This window comes from Mesorhizobium bavaricum (genome assembly GCF_056781655.1).
Window position 1 is genome coordinate 5113671 of the sequence record NZ_CM165566.1, and the last position, 17751, is coordinate 5131421.

Genomic DNA, 17751 nt, shown 5'->3' on the forward strand with positions numbered 1-17751 from the left:
ATGGCTTCAACGCCCCGTCGGGGCATACGGTTTCATAACAATGGGGAGGGGCGCAATAATTTTGTTCGGCCAGCGGCGGCTTCGCCGAGGCCATGCTGACAGCATCGTGTCAGGTCAAACGGCAATCCGGATCACGCGTCGGCTTTGCGAATGCCCGTCAGCTTGAGCGCACCGAGGGCGACGAAGCACAGTACGGCGACCGGGAAGACCATCCAGTTCAGCATGGTCCAGCCCCAGGCATTGTAGACCATGCCCGACATCAGCGAAGCGCAGGCGACGGAGCCGAACAGGACGAAGTCGTGGAAGCCCTGCACCTTGCCCTTTTCCGACGGCCGATAGCTGGCCGCCACCATCGCCGTGGCGCCGATGAAGCTGAAATTCCAGCCAAGGCCGAGCAGGATCAGCGACGTCCAGAATTGCCACAGCGCCAGGCCCGACAAAGCGACGATGGCGCAACCGATGAGCAGGACTAGGCCGATGGCGACGATGCGTTCGGCGCCGAATCGATGGATCAGCGAGCCGGTGAAGAAGCTCGGCGCGAACATCGCCATGACGTGCCAGGAGATGCCGAGCGTCGCATCGTCCTCCGACAGTCCGCAACCAACCATGGCCAGCGGGGCGCCCGTCATGACGAAGCTCATCAGGGCGTAGCTGCCGACAGCGCAGAACAGCGCGGCGACGAAGCGCGGCTTCGTGACGATTTCCGCCAACGATCTTGCGTCGCTGTCGGCGATCTCCACCCTGCCGGATGCCTTCGCCGGCAGTCGCAGGAACGACAGGATGATGGCGCCGGCCGCGGCCAGCGGCAGGATGGCGGCGAACGAACCGGCAAACATCACCGGCGCGAAGGATTCACGGGTGAAGATGACGATCTGCGGCCCGAGAATGGCGGTGACGATGCCTCCGGCCAGCACGAAGGAGATGGCGCGCGCCTTGAACTCGGGCGGCGCATTGTCGGCGGCGGCGAAACGGAACTGCTGGACGAAAGCGCCGCCGACGCCGATCACCAGCAGGCCGAAGGCGAACAGCCAGAAGCTGCCGTGGAAAAGCGCTGCTGTAGCGACCAGACCGCCAAGCGCGGTAACGATCGTGCCGGTCATGAAGCCGCCGCGCTGGCCCATGCCGCGGATGATCGCCGCTGCAGGAAGCGCGCCGAGCGCCACGCCGATGTTGAAGCCGGTGATCGGCGCCGTCGCCAATGACTTGTCGGGACCAAGCAGATATTGCCCGGCCAGCGCCCCCATGGAGATGGCGATGGGTGCCGCCGAGCCGATGATCGCCTGCGAGGCGGCGAGGATCAGGGCGGTGCGACGCGCCTCCCTGGCCGCCTCGACGACGATTGCCGTCACGATGCGTCCTTGCCGCGCCCCTCGCCACGCACCCGGCGAGACACACGGTCAAGCACGGCGTTGACCAGCTTCGGCTCGTCTTCCTCGTAGAAGGCCTTGGCGATGTCGACATATTCCGAGACGATGACGGCGACCGGGACATCCTCGCGCTTCATCAGCTCATAGACGCCGGCGCGCAGAATGGCGCGCAGCGTCGAATCAAGCCTCGACAGCGGCCAGTCCTCGGTCAGTGCCTGGCGGATAATCGGATCGACGGTCTTCTGGTTCTCGACGACACCGGCGAGGATAGCGCGAAACCATTGTGCGTCGGCCTCGCGGTAGAGCGCGCCGTCGACTTCCTTGCCGAGACGAAAGGCCTCGTACTCGGCGGTGATCTCGAAGACGCCGCTGCCGGCGACATCCATCTGATAGAGCGCCTGCACAGCGGCCAGCCGGGCAGCGCCGCGCTTGTTGGCCTGGCGCACCGGTGGTCGGTCCTTGTCTCCGGATTGCGTCACGCCGGTCAGGCTCCGAGCCGTTTCTTGACGGCGATCATGGTCAGCGCGGCACGCGCTGCAAAACCACCCTTGTCGCCTTCCGTGCGCCGGGCGCGCGTCCAGGCCTGCTCGTCATTCTCGGTTGTCAGGATGCCGTTGCCGATGCAGATCAATTCCTGCACCGACATGTCCATCAAGGCGCGTGCCGATTCGTTGGCGACGATATCGAAATGGTGCGTCTCGCCCCGGATCACGGTGCCAAGCGCGACAAAACCGTCATAATCGGTGCCCTCACCCTCGGCGGCATCGAGCGCGAAGGAGATCACGGCCGGAATTTCCAGCGCCCCTGGCACAGTGACGACATCGTACTTGGCGCCGGCTTCGTCGAGCGCGCCCTTGGCGCCTTCGAGCAGCGCGTCCGCCAGATCATCATAGAAGCGGGCTTCGATGATCAGCAGCTTGAGTTTCTTGTTCCTGGGCATTTTTACGTCACGTCTCCGGCGGAGCCGGTGACTTAGGCCGAAGCCGACGAGTTCGCAAGCTTTCCGAAGGTGACCTTGGGTCGAAATTCCCGGGTAACCGCTTAGAGCCCCTCTTTCGCGGCCTCCACCAGGCGCGCCGCATAGCGGGCCATGGTGTCGATCTCCAGATTGACGCGGTCGCCGACCTGGCGCTCGCCCCAGGTGGTCACGGTCAGTGAGTGGTGGATCAAAAGCACGTCGAAGCGCGTGCCTTCCACCTTGTTGACGGTGAGCGAGGTGCCGTCGAGCGCGACCGAGCCCTTTGGCGCAATGAACTTCGCCAGATCGCGCGGTGCTTCGAGGGTAAAACGCACCGCATCGCCTTCGTCCTTGCGCTCGACGATCTCGGCCATGCCGTCGACATGGCCCGAAACGATGTGACCGCCGAGTTCGTCGCCGATCTTCAGCGCCCGCTCCAGATTGATCCGCGTGCCCGCTTTCCAGCCCATCGCCGTCGTCAGCCTGAGCGCTTCTTCCCAGGCCTCGACCTCGAACCAGTGCGCGTTCGAGCCGCTGTCGGGCAAGGCGGTGACCGTCAGGCAGACACCGCCGCAGGAAATCGAAGCGCCAATGGCGATCGTCTCGGGGTCATAGGCGGTGTCGATGCGCAGCCCCACCCCTTCCCTGAGCGGCTCGACGGCCGCGACAGTGCCGACATCGGTGACAATTCCGGTAAACATCGGTGTTGATCCTAAATGTCTCTGATCCACTCGGCATAGCTGTCTTCGCCGAAACGCATCTCGCGAAGCTTGCGAAATCCTGCCGGGATATGGTCAGCATCGATGGGCGATGCAATGCCGTCACGACCGATCGCTTCCGGCCCCCGGAACAGCACGATGCGGTCGACCAGCCCATCGGCCAGAAAAGCGCTCGCCACCTTGGCGCCGCCCTCGACCAGAACGCTGGCCATGCCGAGCGCGGCCAGATCCTCGAGCAATTCCGGCAGGGCTACGCCTCCTTCATGCGTTTCTGTGCCGATGAAGCGCACCCCGGCGCGTTCCAGCATGGTCCGCCGATGCGGATCGGCTTCCAGGCAAGCGGCGACGTAGAGCGGCACCCGGTCCACGCCCGAAACCAGCTTCGAGGCCTCGGGCAACCTGATCTGCCGGTCGAGCACTATGCGGGCCGGCGAACGGTTCTCCAGCCCCGGCAAGCGCACCGTCAGAGCCGGATCATCCTCCAGTGCCGTGCCGATACCGACCAGTATGCCGTCGGCCTCGGCCCGCATGAGATACACTTCGCGGCGGGCGACATCGCCGGTGATCGACACCTGCCCTTCGCCTTGCCTGCCGATCTTGCCATCACTGGAAAGGGCAAGCTTGAGAATTACTTCGGGGCGCTTTCTCAACGATCGAATCAGATAGCCGGCCATCTGTTCGGCGGCTTCCGCCGCCAACACCTTCTCGACGACCTCGACGCCGGCGGCGCGCAGTATCGCGTAGCCCTTGCCGGACACGCGCGGATCGGGGTCGCTGGCAGCGCCGACGACGCGCGCGACACCGGCGCTGACCAGCGCATTGGCACAAGGCGGCGTGCGGCCATGATGGGCGCAAGGTTCCAGCGTGACATAGGCGGTGGCGCCGCGCGCCAGCGCGCCGGCCTCGGCCAACGCCTCGGTCTCGGCATGCGGGCGGCCGCCGACAGCGGTCACGCCGGTGCCGACAATCATCGGGCCATTGCCGTCGTCGCGCACGATCAGCGTGCCTACGGAAGGATTGGTCGCGGTGCGCCCGGCATTTTTCCGCGAAAGGCGGAGCGCCGCCGCCATGAAACGGCGATCAAGTTCGGACTGTCTGTCGCGTGCCGTCATGCTCAGCTGACGTCCTCTTCACCCTTGATTTCGTCCCCCTTGAGCTCGCCGAGCAATTCGTGGAAGTCCTTGGCTTCGCGAAAGTTGCGGTAGACCGAGGCGAAGCGGACATAGGCGACATCGTCGAGCGACTTCAGCGCTTCCATGACCAGCCGGCCGACCTCGCCGGAAGCCACTTCGGTCTCGCCGGAGCTTTCGAGTTGGCGCACGATGCCGGTCACGGCGCGGTCGATGCGCTCGGGATCGACATTGCGCTTGCGAACGGCAATCTCCACCGAGCGCAACAACTTGTCGCGATCGAACGGCACTTTGCGACCCGATTTCTTGACCACGACGAGGTCGCGCAGTTGCACGCGCTCGAAGGTGGTGAAGCGGCCGCCGCAATCGGGGCAGACTCGCCGCCTGCGGATCGCCGCGCCATCCTCGGCGGGGCGCGAATCCTTCACCTGCGTATCTTCTGACTGGCAATAGGGACAGCGCATGGAGAAGCCTTTGGTTGGCGAATCTGGTGAGGCGAAAGGCTTAGAGGTTTTTGCAACGATGGCAAAGTATCGGCAACAGCCCCTCGCCCCTTGCCCCTGAGAGATAGCGAGGCGCAAGCAAGATTGCCAGCGTCGCCAAAGCAGCCGGACAGCGTGCCGATGCCGTCAGGGGGCAACGTCGGTGGTCGGAAAACCGCACGATGTGCCGAGACTGCGATAGGCCTTGGTGAAGCCGTCCATGGATATGCTTCCAACCGGCGCGTCGCCAAAGGAGACATCGAGCGCCGATGCGCGGCGCATGACACGCAAGAGCGCCAGGCTGGTCTTGGCCTGATTGTCCACGATCCAGCTGAGCCGGCCATTGACGGCGGCATCGGAATGGAGCTTCGCGGTGATGTGGCCCTTGTCATCGCCGAAGGTGGCCGCTACCGACTTGCCGGTCGGCAAGCCCATATTATCGACCGCAATGGTCAGGGACGGGTAGGCATCCGGCGGCAGCGCATCGCCGTTGGTGATGATGAGCGTCAGGATGCCGCTCTCGCCACCGGCACCGATAAAGGCGGTCGACGCCGCGCAAGTCTTGCGGATGTCCTCGCCGGTATCGACCTCGTCGACCAGCGTCGACCATCTGCCGAAAGTTTCGAGCTCGGGGGCTGCCGGGGCGGGTGCCGCGGGCGCGGCCTGGGCAGGTGCGGGCTGCGTCGGCGCGGTTTGAGCGGGGGCGGTTTGTGCCAAGGCTATGCCGGACAACGGCAAGGCAATCAAAGCAGCCAGGGTGCCAGCGACGGCAAAGTCGGCGAGACGAACAATTCGCATCATCAAGGCTCCTGCCGCAGGCTTGCCGCGACGACGCTTGTCGTCGCGGCAAGATGATGAGACCTCAATCTCGTCAGCCGAGATAGGGGTAGAGCGGAAAACGGTCGGTCAGCGCCACCACCTTGGCCTTGACCGCCGCTTCGACAGCAGCATTGCCTTCGTCGGAATTGGCGACTTTCAGACCATCCAGCACTTCGGCGATCAGCTTGCCAATCTCGCGGAACTCGGCCTGGCCGAAGCCACGCGTGGTGCCGGCCGGCGTGCCGAGACGCACGCCTGACGTGACGAAAGGCTTTTCCGGGTCGAACGGAATGCCATTCTTGTTGCAGGTGATGTTGGCGCGGCCGAGCGCTGCCTCGGCGCGCTTGCCGGTGGCGTTCTTGGGGCGCAGGTCGACCAGCATCAGATGGTTGTCGGTGCCGCCGGAGACGATATCGAGACCGGTTTCCTTAAGGCTGGAGGCGAGCGCCTTGGCGTTGGCGGCGACGCTCTCGGCGTAGACCTTGAAGCTCGGCTTCAGTGCTTCGCCGAAGGCCACCGCCTTGGCGGCGATGACATGCATCAGCGGGCCGCCCTGCAGGCCGGGGAACACCGCGGAATTCATTTTCTTGGCGATGTCCTCGTAATTGCACAGGATCATGCCGCCACGGGGGCCGCGCAGCGACTTGTGCGTGGTCGTGGTCACCACATGGGCATGCGGCAGCGGCGACGGATGTACGCCGCCCGCCACCAGGCCGGCGATGTGCGCCATGTCGACCATCAGATAAGCGCCAACCGCATCAGCGATCTCGCGAAAACGCTTCCAGTCCCAGACGCGCGAATAAGCGGTACCGCCGGCTAGGATCAGCTTCGGCTTGGTCTCGTGGGCGGTCTTCTCGATCGCATCCATGTCAAGCATGTGGTCGTCCTGGCGCACGCCATAGGAAACGACCTTGAACCATTTGCCGCTCATGTTGACCGGCGAGCCGTGGGTCAGATGGCCGCCCGAATTGAGGTCGAGGCCCATGAAGGTGTCGCCGGGCTGCAGCAGCGCCAGGAACACGGCCTGGTTCATCTGGCTGCCGGAATTCGGCTGGACGTTGGCGAAGTTACAGCCGAACAGCTTTTTCGCACGCTCGATGGCCAGTTCCTCGGCGACGTCGACGAACTGGCAGCCGCCATAGTAGCGCTTGCCCGGATAGCCTTCGGCGTATTTGTTGGTCATGATCGAGCCCTGCGCTTCCAGCACGGCGCGCGAGACGATGTTTTCAGAGGCGATCAATTCGATCTCGTGGCGCTGGCGACCGAGTTCGTTGCGGATGGCGCCGAAAATCTCCGGATCGGCGTCGGCCAGCGTGGTCTCGAAGAAGGATTCGAATTTGTTCGACACTGCCGCTGCTGTTGCCATGGCCTGAAATCCTCGGTTCGGGGGCAATTTTGATTTATGCATGTCGTTGTCCCAAACCGCTGCACACTTTTGGGCGACATGCATTCGCCGCGCCATTAACACAGTTGTTTTCGCCCCGCCACGTTTGCGGCGCGAAATTTGCTGGCCGGATTGCGCCAACGAGGCAACGAGTGGGCTATTTCCGATCCTGCCGCCCCTTCAGCAAGGCTTCGGTAAGGGTGATCTCGGTGAACAGCGCCCGTGCCGCATGATCGTTGATCTGGCCGCTGCGCAACATGGCGCGAACGGCCCCGCGTTCGGCCTCGATGCCGGCGAGCCTGAGCTCAAGTTCCAGCCGACCGGCTTCGCGTGCTTTGGCGCGCGCTTCATCGGCTTCGTCGGAGGCAGCAATCCGGCGCCGGTAGCCAGCGACAATGTTGTCGGCGGCAGCCAGCCGGGCGCCGGGCACCTCGCCTCCATCTTCGGTGTCGGTTGCGGCGATGCTCTCGATGCGGGCGATGGCCGCCTTGGCCGCCCCGACACGTGCGAGCCGCTCCTCGGCGGCACCGACATCCTCTCCAGGCTCGACCAGCCCGCTGGCGATCTTCGGCAAGGCGAGACTGGCGAAGACCAGCGAGCAGATGATGACGCCCGCGGCGAGGAAGATGACCAGGTCGCGCGCCGGAAAGGGCGAACCGTCAGGCAAGGCGAGCGGCAGAGACAGGATGCCGGCCAGCGTGATCGCGCCGCGCACCCCGGCCACCGAACCGGCGAGCCGCACGCGCAGCCCAAACGGCTCCGCCTTGCGCTTGCCCAGCCGCGCCGCGATACCAGCCGCGATATCGCCGACCCAGATCCACAGAAAGCGTAGCGCGATCAGGCACAGCGTCAGCGCGATGACGGTCGCGACCGGCTGGACGATCGGGTGCAGGTTCATCAGTTCAGGCGGCACATGGCGGATGATGTCGGGAAGCTGCAGTCCGAGCACGATGAAGAGAGCGCCGTTGAAAACGAAGGAAAGCGTCGTCCACAGCGACATCGTCTGCATGCGCGCCGAGACGCCGAGGAAACGAAACACGCCGGAGCCCCCGGTCAGCAGGCCGGCAGTGACCGCCGCCAGGATGCCGGAAGCGCCGATGTGCTCGGCGCCGAGATAAGCAATGAAGGGCAGCAGGATCATCACCAGCACCTGCGCCTCGGCCGGCACGCCGCCGATGCGGTTGAGCAATTGCAGCAGCTTGGCAGCGACGAACAATGCCGCCACGCCGATCAGGATGCCGGCGGCAACGGCATAGAGGAAACTCAGGGATGCCGCGGCAAACGAAAAGCTGCCGGTCAGAGCCGCCGCCACGGCAAAGCGGAACATGACCAGTCCCGAAGCGTCGTTGAGCAGCGACTCGCCTTCCAGAATGTGCATCAGCCGCGCCGGAACCAGGTTCCTGTCGACGATCGAGGACACGGCCACCGCATCGGTCGGTGACAGCACCGCGGCGAGCGCGAAAGCGACGACCAGCGGAATGCTCGGCACCAGCCAGTGCAGGGCGTAGCCGAAGCCGACGATGGTGAAGAACACAAGCCCGATGGCGAGGTCGACAATTGGTCCGCGCAGCGCCAGCAATTCACGCTTAGGCGCGCCATAGGCATCGCCGAACAACAGCGGCGGAATGAACACCAGCAGGAACAGTTCCGGATCGATCTCGACATGGATGCCGCGCACCGGCCAGGCGAGTGCGGCGCCTATGGCAATCTGCAGCACCGGCAACGGCACCCGCACAAGGCGCACCAGCGCGCCGGAAACGGCGACGAAGACGAGCACAACCAGAATGAAGACGGCGACATCCATGGTCCGGTTCCAGACTTGTCCGCCGACCATGCGCAAAGCCGGCCGATCCGTCCAGCCGCCCTCTCCCGCTAAAAACGCAACGGGACCCGAGCAACGAAAAAGGTCGCCCTGACCGGCGACCTTTTCTGTAAAAGAATCAGATATTTAAAGCGACGAGGTGATCTGCAGCTCGTTGGCGCCGTCGAGCGCGTAGACGTCGTCGCGGAACTGCACGACGCCAGGGCCCGTCGACCAGGCCGAGAGATAGAGGAAATGCACCGGCACCGGGTTGGTGATCTGGATCGGCGTGTTTTCGCCGGTCTTGATCGCCGCCTCGAAATGCTGGCGGTCCCAGCCGGGCGTGTCGCGCAGGATCCACGTGACGAGGTCGCGCACATTCTGCACGCGCACGCAGCCCGAGGAATCGAAGCGCATCATCTTCCCGAACAGGCTCTGCTGCGGCGTGTCGTGCATGTAGACGCCGTCCGGGCTCGGGAAATTGATCTTCACCGAGGCCATGGCGTTGCCCGCGCCCGGATCCTGGCGGAAGCGATACTTGGCGGCGTCGTCGGTCGACCAGTCGACATTGAGCGGGTCGACTTCGCTGCCGTCCGGCGCGAACAGGCGAATATGGCTGTCCTTCAGGTAATTGGGGTCCTTCCGCATCAGCGGAATGATATCTTTGCGCACGATCGAGACCGGCGCATTCCAGTACGGATTGACGATGATCTCGTTGATCTTGGAATTAACGATCGGCGTCTGACGATCGATCTTGCCGACGATCGCGGTGTGGCGAAGCACGACGCGGTCGTTCTCGACGGCTTCGACCTGCGCGGCCGGAATGTCGACCAGAACATAGCGGCTGCCCAACGTGCCGGCCTTCTCCTTCAGCCGCTGCAGATTGGTCTGCAACTGGCCAAGCCGGATCTGCGCCGAAACGTTTATCGCCAAGTAGGTGTATTTGCCCATGGAGCCGTCGGCGGGCAGGCCGTGACGCAACTGGAAGCGCTTGACCGCAGAGTCGACATAGGAATCGAAGGCCGTCGAAATTCCGGCGCTCTGCGACAGGTCGCCAGAGACCATCAGGCGCTTGCGCAACGGCACGACATCCGGGTCATCAACGCCGAGCTGCAGCTTCTTGGTCGCCGGGACCTCTACCCAGCCGCCCTGGGCGGCAATGTTTTGATATTGCGCCACTGCCTGCTCGGTAAAGGCCACGGTCTGCGCGCTGAAGATCGGCAGCGTCGAGGCCACCTTGCCGCCCTCGCTGGCGCGGGCGTCGAACTGGTCATCCCAATTGCCGCGCGCCGAGGATTTCAGGATATCACCGATCACATCCTGCGCATTGGCGCCGCCGGCGACCATCGCGGCTGCGAGCGCGGAGGCTCCGGAAAGGAAAAAACGGCGGCTGGTTCTCATGGACGTTCCAGACATTCTTGTAGCGTTCGATCTGCTGCATTCGGTTATCAGGGCGATTTTGCCCGTACTCTAAAGTTGGCAATCTTAACAATTAGCCAACCATGTCCGTATCAGTTCGGCCACAAACGCTCGAGCCGCGATACGGGTTCCGGGTGAACGCACGGCCTTCACCACAGCATCACCGGCATCCTCGGTCCCATTGGAATATGGCGGCAACGTGGCTTCCGTCCGAATTTGGCCCGGTCGACGCAGCGAAATGAAAGGCCAGTGCTCTTTCGGCACCGATCCGCGATCGTAGGCCCAATATCGACCGATGAACCACCAACCCTTGATGATACACTGACAAGCTCGCCCAACACAGGGAACGAGACCATGCCTGGTGTCCTTTCAGTCGTCGCGGCCTTCGCATTGGCCGCAGCTCCGAGCGGCAGCGCTCCGACGCCGGAGGAAACGGTCGCCTATTTCGTGCACGGCCTGGAACAGGGCGCGATCCCCAAATATGGGCAGCAGGTCGACGAACCGCTGAAGCAGGTTTCCCGATCGCCGGCGGTCTTCACCAGCACTGGCCCCAACGAGGTCGGCGACAGAACCGAAACGCTGAGGTTTACGGTGACGAAGCTCAGCGCGTGCAGCTACAAGGCCGAACAGCAGTTCGAGGAGGATGGCGAACCCTACTATCGCCTAACCTACACGCTGGACTTGAGTGCCGTCACGGCCATTGGCTTCGACAATCCGCCGGCCACCATCTCGCTCAAGGGGCTGACCAAGAGTTGTACGACCGACACCGACGGCAGCTGCGATCTGACCAGTGAGCCAGAAGCGACCGGCCCGTTCTTCGGCGAGCCGCGCCAGGCCGAACAGGCGCTTGCGTATTTTCACGAGAAATTCTGCCCGCTGAGGCAGTGATCCTGCTGACCATCTCATGATCCCTCAGCGTGGAGTTTCAACTTTTGTGTCCGGGCTTGGCTGCGCCTTCAATTCCGAACATCGTTGCAACACCTCGTGCTGGGGATAGCGCAGGACTTTGCTATCCTCCAGTTTGAGCAACAGTTCCCGTCTCTTGTCCGCGCTCTCACCGTCGGTACACGTCATGTCCAGGATGACGACATCCAGGCGGTTGATCTTCTGAACCTTGTCCAAGGTGCAGCCGACCTCCCACATCTCCACTGCCTTGCCGGTAAACGTCACGATCGAGTCATTGTTGTCACAGGGAGCGCTGCCTTCCGCGGCGAAAAATCCTGCCACCACTCCTCGGCGAAAGCCGTTTGCGAGACCAACAAAAGCGCTGCGGCAACCGAGCAAATCCTCGAGCGTTTCCCCAGGTCCATCATGCGCCCCCTCCAAGCCATGACATTAGGCACTGCCGCAGCGAAAGCAAACCTGGCGGGATGGTGCCGACCGGGCGCGCCTGGGCTTGGGGATCGGGAAGAGTTGGGATGGGGAAAAGAAAAGAGCCGATGCCCTTCGGCACCGGCCTTGACCAGAGGTCGACATTTCGGCCGCGCTTCTTTGGCGCGGGCCGGATCCGGTGTGCCGGTTACATCCGGTAGGCGATGGTATCGTTCCAGAAGCGGTCGAGCCGCTGCAGGGCACGGTTCATCTGCTTGAATTCCTCGGTGTTGATGCCACCGACCTGCTCGATCGAGCCGACATGGCGCTCATAGAGGCCGGCGACGACGTCCGCCACCTCGTTGCCCTTCGGGGTCAGCGAGACGCGAACCGAACGGCGATCAATGCGCGAGCGCTGATGGTTGATGAAGCCGAGGTCGACCAGCTTCTTCAGATTGTAGGAGACGTTGGAGCCGAGATAGTAGCCACGCGAACGCAGCTCGCCGGCGGTCAGCTCGGAATTGCCGATGTTGAACAGCAGCAGCGCCTGGATGGCATTGATGTCGGAACGGCCGTTGCGGTCGAATTCGTCCTTGATCACGTCAAGCAGGCGGCGGTGCAGCCGCTCTACAAGCTGCAGCGATTCCATGTACAGCGAGCGGATAGCCTCGCGGCGGTCGTCGGATACGTTGGCGGTCTTCGCCGCCGGACGCGAATTGATCATTGTCTTTGCCTCTCGTTTGTCGCCCTGGTGATTTTTTGTTTTTCACCTTGATCGCGACACTATCGAATACTCATAAAATTCGACTTAAACGCTAGGGCTAACAAGAGCTTACCGCTAAGAGGTTTCGGAAGAGGCTTAACGAACGGTCACCCAAGCAAGGACAATTAACCTAAAGATTTCGCCAACAATTGCGGGGCTGAATCCAGGCCGCCGCCAGGCCGCCAATGTGCTCAAGGGCTTAGTGCCGTACCGGTCGTTTCTGCAGCCAGATGATCACCCGGAATACGATATAGAGCAGCGCCACCGCCGCATGCGAGATGACAATGAGTATGCGGTGGCCGAAAAGTTCGGGAAACCCGGCATACATGACGACCTCGGTCACCGCGCAAATGAACCAGATGACCGGCCCCCAGGAGGCCAGCATCCACAGGCCGGCGGCGGCAAAGGGGAAGAACACGGCGAGCACCACCGCCGCCACCTGCCAGTGCACGGGCATCAGGTCGAAACGCCATAGGGGGCCTGGATAGAACCCGATCAGCTTGATCCAGTAGAGAATGCCGAACAGCAGGCAATAGCCTGATATGACGCGCTGGAACCAGGCGAAGATCACCTCCACGCCCGAGGGCTGCAGCACGACGCGTCTCGAGGTCACCTCGCTCACAGGTCGAGCTCCCGGTCGCCTAGCGAGGCGAAATAGGCGTCGACATCCGCCTCGCTGACCGCATCCAGGCTCTCTGGCCGCCATTGCGGCTTCGAACCCTTGTCTATGATGACGGCGCGGATGCCTTCGTAGAAATCATGGCCGGCGAGCATCCGGTTGAGGATGCGGAACTCCATCTTCATGCAAGCATCCATGGACAAGGTCAGCCCGGCGCTGATCTCGCGCCAGGCGACGCGCAGGCTGGTCGGCGAGCGTGTCCGAATCGTCGCCAGCGCCTTTGCCGCGAACTCGTCGGCGCCTGCCGCCCGTTCCAGGCTGTCGATGACGGCGTTGAGAGACGGTTGTGAAAAATGACGGACGATCGCCTCCAGCGTCGGCCTGTCGGTCTCCCGCCTTGCCTGAACGAAGAAACCGCGCAGCACCGATTCCGGATCGCCGGTCAGCGTCAGCCGGTCAAGGAAGCTGCCCTGGTCCTCGGCCTTGATGGTGTGGGTGGCCAAGCCCGACCACAGCGCGTCGCCATAGCGGATACGATTGCCGGTCAGCGCCAGATACATGCCGAAGGAGCCGCCGAGATCAGGCAGCAAATGGCTGGCGCCGACATCCGGGAAAAAGCCGATACCGACCTCCGGCATGGCGAACTGGGCATTCTCGGTCATCACTCGGTGCGAGCCGTGGAAGGAGATGCCGACGCCGCCGCCCATGACGATGCCGTCGATCAGGGCGACGTAGGGTTTCTTGAAGCCGTTGATGCGGGCATTGAGCCGGTATTCATCGGCGAAGAAATCGACCGGCGGCTTTCCAGCCCTGCCGGTCTCATACACATGAAGGATGTCGCCGCCCGCTGAAAACGCCCTGCCTTCGGCCTTGACGACGACGACATCGACACCTTGGTCGGCCTCCCAGGCGGAAAGAGCCGCGTCGAGCGCCCTGATCATGCGGTGCGTCAAGGCATTGAGCGCCTGCGGCCGTGTCAACGTGACGACGCCGGCCCGGCCCAGATGTTCAAAGCGGATCTCGTCGCCTCCGCCAAAATCCATCGTGAAAGAATCCCTCCCCCGCGCCGCCGGGACTGAAGTGCTAAAGCGTGGCGCATGGGTGCGTCAATGCCAAGCGCTGCCGTCGTGCGCCTGTTTGGATCTCGGAGAGGCAAGGCACCATCCTTTGCACCCCGGCCAAATGGGTGCAACGTGTCTGCCTGTGAGGCTCAGGACGAACGCATGATCCTTGTGACCGGAGCGTCGGGATTTGTCGGAGGCAAGGTGCTTGCGGCGCTGTCGCGCCAGGGCTTGCCGGCGGTCGGCATGGTCAGGAACGCCAGCACGCGTGCGGCGAGCGTGCCTGCCGACATGCCGTTGCGGGTCGCGGACTACGATGATCCGAAAAGTTTGTTGCGGGCATTCGAAGGTGTCTCGACGCTGCTGCTCGTCTCGAGCGACGGCGACGGCCGGGATGTCCTTCGTCACCACGCCAATGCCATGGAGGCGGCCGTTTCCCGAAACGTACCGTCAATCGTCTTCACCAGCATCATCGATATCGATGCGGACTCGCCGTTCTATTTCACGCCCATCTACAGGGACGCGGAGCGCAGGCTGCGTGAAAGCGGGTGCGCCTGGACGATCCTGAGATGCGGCCTGTATTCGGATCTGGTTCTGGATAGCTGGATCAAGCCGGCCCTTTCGTCCGGGGTCGTTTCGCTCCCCACGGGCGCTGGGCGGATTGCGCCTGTATCAAGAAAAGATGTTGCGTTGGCAGCGGCTGCCGTGGTCGCGTCAGCCATGAAGCACGCTGGAAAAACCTATGAACTGACGGGACCCCGGCCGCTGTCGTTTCACGACCTCGCCGGGGCCGCCGGTTTGGCCTTTGGCCGCCCGCTTGAGTTCATTGCCTGTTCGCCCGCCGACTATCTTCAGCGCGCTTGGGCAGCGATGGAGGACCCATGGCCGCATGCCTTTTCGACCTTGTGCCGTTCGATAGAAGAAGGCCGCTACCAAAGGGTGACGGACGCGCAACAGCATTTGACCGGCGACCCTCCAACCGACTTCAGGAAATTCGTTGAGGAGGCCGCCGCGTCCGGATCCGCGGGCCAAAGTCAAAACTGAGCGGCGGAGCGCGGTCTTGGCCACCAGCGACACCCGGTGCTAGAGATTGGCCGACAAACCCTCGAACCGGACGGTGAGCCATGCCGCAGTTTTTGGGCCTTGCCCTTGTTCTGGGTGGCCTGCTGGCCCTCTACGCCGCCAATGGTCCGGCCAGGGCGGCTGATATCGACGACCTCTACCAATCACAGACCATCGTCACCGGCCAGGGCGAGCCGAACCGCCAGGCCGGCTTCAAGATCTGCCTCGATGCGGTTCTGGTCAGGGTTTCCGGTGATCAGCGCCTGACGGCAAAACCAGAGATGACGGGGCTGCGCGACAAGGCCAGCAGCTTTGTCACCAGCTTCCGCTACCGCGACCGCATGGAAGGCATATCGGTGCATGACGAACAAGGCACCCACGACCGGCCGCACGACCTTTATTGCCAATACACGCCGGCGACGATCGATCCGGTCCTGGCTTCGCTCGGCAGCAAGCCATGGCTGACCGAGCGGCCACGACTGGCGGTTTTCTTGGCAACCGAGCAAGGCATCCGGCATTTCGCGCTCGATGCCGATGACGAGCGCGGCGAATTGATGCGCGAATCGTTCGGCAATGCCGCCTTGCCGCTGGCCATGCAGTTAGCCTTCCCCACGACAGCGCTGCTGTCGCAGGCCGGATTGGATGACAAGACGCTGCGCGACACCGACATGGCGAAGCTGGATACGGTTGCGACAAAGGCCGGCGCCGATCAGGCGCTTTTCGGCAGCATCGTCTGGAGCGACAAGGAATTTGGCTGGATCGCCGACTGGCGGCTGGCGATGGGCGGCAGGGCCTACACCTGGCAGGTGCGTGGTGTCTCTTTCGACGAGGCCTTCCGTGTCGCGATTAGGGGCGCGGCGCAGATTCTGTCAGGCAATGGGCAACCCTAGGACGGCCTGGCACAAACGTGTCGCATTGGTCAGCAGCAAGGGCTCGTGGTAAAAAGCCGCCGAACGAGAGTTTTGGCGATGAACAAATTCACTCCGACAAAGCCAGCCGGCGCGCGCAGCGTCGACGACATCACCGGCAGCCGCCGCTTGCGCCGCATGCGTAAGGCCGACTGGTCGCGCCGTCTCGTGCAGGAGAACCGGCTCACGGTCGACGATTTGATCTGGCCGATCTTCGTCGTCGACGGCAAGAATGTCCGCGAGCCGATCGCCGCCATGCCGGGCGTTTTCCGCCTTTCTATCGATCTCGCCGTCAAGGAGGCCGAGCGCGCGGCAAAGCTCGGCATTCCGGCACTCGCCACCTTCCCCAATGTCGACATCGCGCTGCGCGACCAGACCGGCTCGCACATCCTCGACCCCGACAATGTCATCAACCGCGCCACCCGGGCGATCAAGGACGCTGTGCCGGAGATCGGCATCATCACCGATGCCGCGCTCGACCCGTTCACCAGTCACGGTCATGACGGCATCCTGCGCGACGGCATCATCGTCAATGACGAGACGGTGGAACAGGTAACCGCCGCGGCCGTCATCCAGGCGGCGGCCGGCGCCGACATCATCGCGCCGTCCGACATGATGGACGGCCGCATCGGCGCCATCCGCGACGCGCTCGACGCCAACGGCTTCCAGGGCGTGGCAATCATGTCCTACGCGACCAAATTCGCCTCGGCCTTCTACGGCCCTTATCGCGAGGCGGTCGGCACCGCCGGGCTACTCAAGGGCGACAAGAAGACCTATTACATCGACCACGCCAATTCGGACGAAGCGGTGCGCGAGGCCGAACAGGATATCGCCGAAGGCGCCGACATGCTGATGGTCAAGCCCGGCCTGCCCTATCTCGACATCATCCGGCGGCTGAAGGACGAATTCCAGATGCCGACCTTCGCCTACCAGGTGTCGGGCGAATATTCGATGATCAAGGCGGCCGCCGCCAATGGCTGGATCGATGGCGAAAAGGCGATGCTGGAATCGCTGCTCGCTTTCAAGCGCGCCGGCTGCGACGGCATCCTCACCTATTTCGCGCCTGAAGTGGCGACGATGCTGAAGGGATAGTTTTCTCTTCCCACCGATGGCCGGTCGCAGCGGGCAATGCCGGCGACCTCCTCGATCTCCATGAACAATTGCCGGCTTCCGGACGGGAGCCCGAGCGAAGGTCGTTGGACCAATCGGCTGCGGTTTGCTGCATCCACAAAAACCGCTTGCAAATCGCAATCACTTTGCTACTGCTTGCACAACTGGTTATGGAGGAGACTTTATGTCCAAACTTCGCGTCAACGCATTCACCCTGTCGCTCGACGGCTACGGCGCCGGTCCCGACCAAGACCTGCAAAATCCGCTCGGTGTCGGCGGGGAAGCCCTGCACAAATGGGCCTGGAGCACCCGCACCTTCCGCAAGATGTTCGGCGAGGAAGGCGGTGCGACCGGCACTGACGAGGACTTTGCGGCGCGCAGCTTCGAGAATGTCGGCGCCTGGATCCTCGGCCGCAATATGTTCGGGCCGATCCGCGGCGAATGGCGCGACGACAGTTGGAAAGGCTGGTGGGGCGACAACCCGCCCTACCATGTGCCGGTTTTCGTGCTGACCCATCATAAGCGCGAACCGATCGTCATGGAGGGCGGCACGACCTTCCACTTCGTCACCGACGGCATCCATTCGGCGCTTGAGCAAGCGAAGGCGGCGGCTGATGGCAAGGACGTGCGGGTCGGCGGTGGCGTCACCACCATCCAGCAATATCTCCAGGAGAAGCTGATCGACGAGATGCATCTGGCGATCTCGCCGGTGCTGCTTGGTGCCGGTGAGAACCTTTTTGCCGGACTGGACATGCCCAGGCTCGGTTATCTCTGCAGCGAGCAGGTCGCCACGCCGCTCGCCACCCACGTGATCATCAAGCGTGCCTAGGTTTCGCTC

19 protein-coding genes are annotated in these 17751 nt (G+C 63.2%); 5 read left to right on the top strand and 14 right to left on the bottom strand.

The features are described from left to right. Window positions 1-131: 131 nt before the first annotated feature. From AC1RZR_RS25115 to AC1RZR_RS25160, 10 genes are all read right to left on the bottom strand, one after another. Window positions 132-1349 carry an MFS transporter gene (locus AC1RZR_RS25115; RefSeq protein ID WP_481826317.1) on the bottom strand — a complete coding sequence of 406 codons (1218 nt, stop codon included), beginning with the start codon at window positions 1347-1349 and terminating at the stop codon, window positions 132-134. Continuing rightward, window positions 1346-1846 carry a transcription antitermination factor NusB gene (gene nusB / locus AC1RZR_RS25120; protein ID WP_256750781.1) on the bottom strand — a complete coding sequence of 167 codons (501 nt, stop codon included), beginning with the start codon at window positions 1844-1846 and terminating at the stop codon, window positions 1346-1348. Before nusB ends, AC1RZR_RS25115 begins: the two co-directional genes overlap by 4 nt. A 5-nt stretch (window positions 1847-1851) precedes the next feature. Then, window positions 1852-2307 carry a 6,7-dimethyl-8-ribityllumazine synthase gene (locus tag AC1RZR_RS25125; protein ID WP_481826318.1) on the bottom strand — a complete coding sequence of 152 codons (456 nt, stop codon included), beginning with the start codon at window positions 2305-2307 and terminating at the stop codon, window positions 1852-1854. 101 nt (window positions 2308-2408) lie between these two features. Continuing rightward, window positions 2409-3026, bottom strand: coding sequence for a riboflavin synthase (locus AC1RZR_RS25130; protein ID WP_477275596.1), 618 nt, complete (start codon window positions 3024-3026; stop codon window positions 2409-2411). 11 nt (window positions 3027-3037) lie between these two features. Continuing rightward, the gene (gene ribD, locus AC1RZR_RS25135; protein ID WP_481826319.1) at window positions 3038-4156 is read right to left on the bottom strand and encodes a bifunctional diaminohydroxyphosphoribosylaminopyrimidine deaminase/5-amino-6-(5-phosphoribosylamino)uracil reductase RibD; all 1119 of its coding nucleotides are present in this window, start codon (window positions 4154-4156) and stop codon (window positions 3038-3040) included. 2 nt (window positions 4157-4158) lie between these two features. Continuing rightward, entirely contained in the window at window positions 4159-4638 is a 480-nt protein-coding gene (nrdR, locus tag AC1RZR_RS25140) for a transcriptional regulator NrdR (protein ID WP_481826320.1), read from the bottom strand. A gap of 165 nt (window positions 4639-4803) precedes the next feature. Further along, window positions 4804-5457, bottom strand: coding sequence for a hypothetical protein (locus AC1RZR_RS25145; protein ID WP_481826321.1), 654 nt, complete (start codon window positions 5455-5457; stop codon window positions 4804-4806). 70 nt (window positions 5458-5527) lie between these two features. After that, window positions 5528-6841 (bottom strand): serine hydroxymethyltransferase, encoded by a 1314-nt coding sequence (gene glyA / locus AC1RZR_RS25150; RefSeq protein ID WP_481826322.1) that lies wholly within the window; start codon window positions 6839-6841, stop codon window positions 5528-5530. 175 nt (window positions 6842-7016) lie between these two features. Next, window positions 7017-8663: a Na+/H+ antiporter gene (locus AC1RZR_RS25155; RefSeq protein WP_481826323.1), complete on the bottom strand. Its 1647-nt coding sequence runs from the start codon at window positions 8661-8663 to the stop codon at window positions 7017-7019. 144 nt (window positions 8664-8807) lie between these two features. Then, a complete protein-coding gene (locus AC1RZR_RS25160; RefSeq protein WP_379095850.1) occupies window positions 8808-10061 on the bottom strand; it encodes a L,D-transpeptidase family protein in 1254 nt (417 codons plus the stop codon). Window positions 10062-10433: 372 nt separating this feature from the next. On the opposite strand from AC1RZR_RS25160, the gene AC1RZR_RS25165 reads away from it, so the two are divergent. Further along, a complete protein-coding gene (locus AC1RZR_RS25165) occupies window positions 10434-10967 on the top strand; it encodes a hypothetical protein (protein ID WP_481826324.1) in 534 nt (177 codons plus the stop codon). 24 nt (window positions 10968-10991) lie between these two features. On the opposite strand, the gene AC1RZR_RS25170 is transcribed toward AC1RZR_RS25165, so the two are convergent. The 4 genes from AC1RZR_RS25170 to AC1RZR_RS25185 form a co-directional block, all read right to left on the bottom strand. Continuing rightward, window positions 10992-11306 (bottom strand): hypothetical protein, encoded by a 315-nt coding sequence (locus AC1RZR_RS25170; protein WP_481826325.1) that lies wholly within the window; start codon window positions 11304-11306, stop codon window positions 10992-10994. 292 nt (window positions 11307-11598) lie between these two features. Then, window positions 11599-12114 (bottom strand): transcriptional regulator LdtR, encoded by a 516-nt coding sequence (gene ldtR / locus AC1RZR_RS25175; RefSeq protein WP_379027411.1) that lies wholly within the window; start codon window positions 12112-12114, stop codon window positions 11599-11601. Between the two features lie 238 nt (window positions 12115-12352). Then, window positions 12353-12775 (bottom strand): DUF6163 family protein, encoded by a 423-nt coding sequence (locus AC1RZR_RS25180; RefSeq protein WP_481826326.1) that lies wholly within the window; start codon window positions 12773-12775, stop codon window positions 12353-12355. Continuing rightward, on the bottom strand, window positions 12772-13815 hold the full coding sequence (locus tag AC1RZR_RS25185) for an enoyl-CoA hydratase/isomerase family protein (protein ID WP_481826327.1): 1044 nt from the start codon (window positions 13813-13815) through the stop codon (window positions 12772-12774). The genes AC1RZR_RS25180 and AC1RZR_RS25185 overlap by 4 nt, the downstream gene beginning before the upstream one ends. A 180-nt stretch (window positions 13816-13995) precedes the next feature. On the opposite strand from AC1RZR_RS25185, the gene AC1RZR_RS25190 reads away from it, so the two are divergent. From AC1RZR_RS25190 to AC1RZR_RS25205, 4 genes are all read left to right on the top strand, one after another. Continuing rightward, window positions 13996-14877: an NAD(P)H-binding protein gene (locus tag AC1RZR_RS25190; protein ID WP_481829114.1), complete on the top strand. Its 882-nt coding sequence runs from the start codon at window positions 13996-13998 to the stop codon at window positions 14875-14877. A gap of 80 nt (window positions 14878-14957) precedes the next feature. Then, window positions 14958-15785, top strand: coding sequence for a DUF8605 domain-containing protein (locus tag AC1RZR_RS25195; protein WP_481826328.1), 828 nt, complete (start codon window positions 14958-14960; stop codon window positions 15783-15785). A 78-nt stretch (window positions 15786-15863) separates the two neighbouring features. Then, entirely contained in the window at window positions 15864-16895 is a 1032-nt protein-coding gene (gene hemB / locus AC1RZR_RS25200) for a porphobilinogen synthase (protein WP_481826329.1), read from the top strand. Between the two features lie 202 nt (window positions 16896-17097). Next, entirely contained in the window at window positions 17098-17742 is a 645-nt protein-coding gene (locus tag AC1RZR_RS25205) for a dihydrofolate reductase family protein (RefSeq protein WP_481826330.1), read from the top strand. The last annotated feature ends 9 nt before the right edge of the window (window positions 17743-17751 follow it).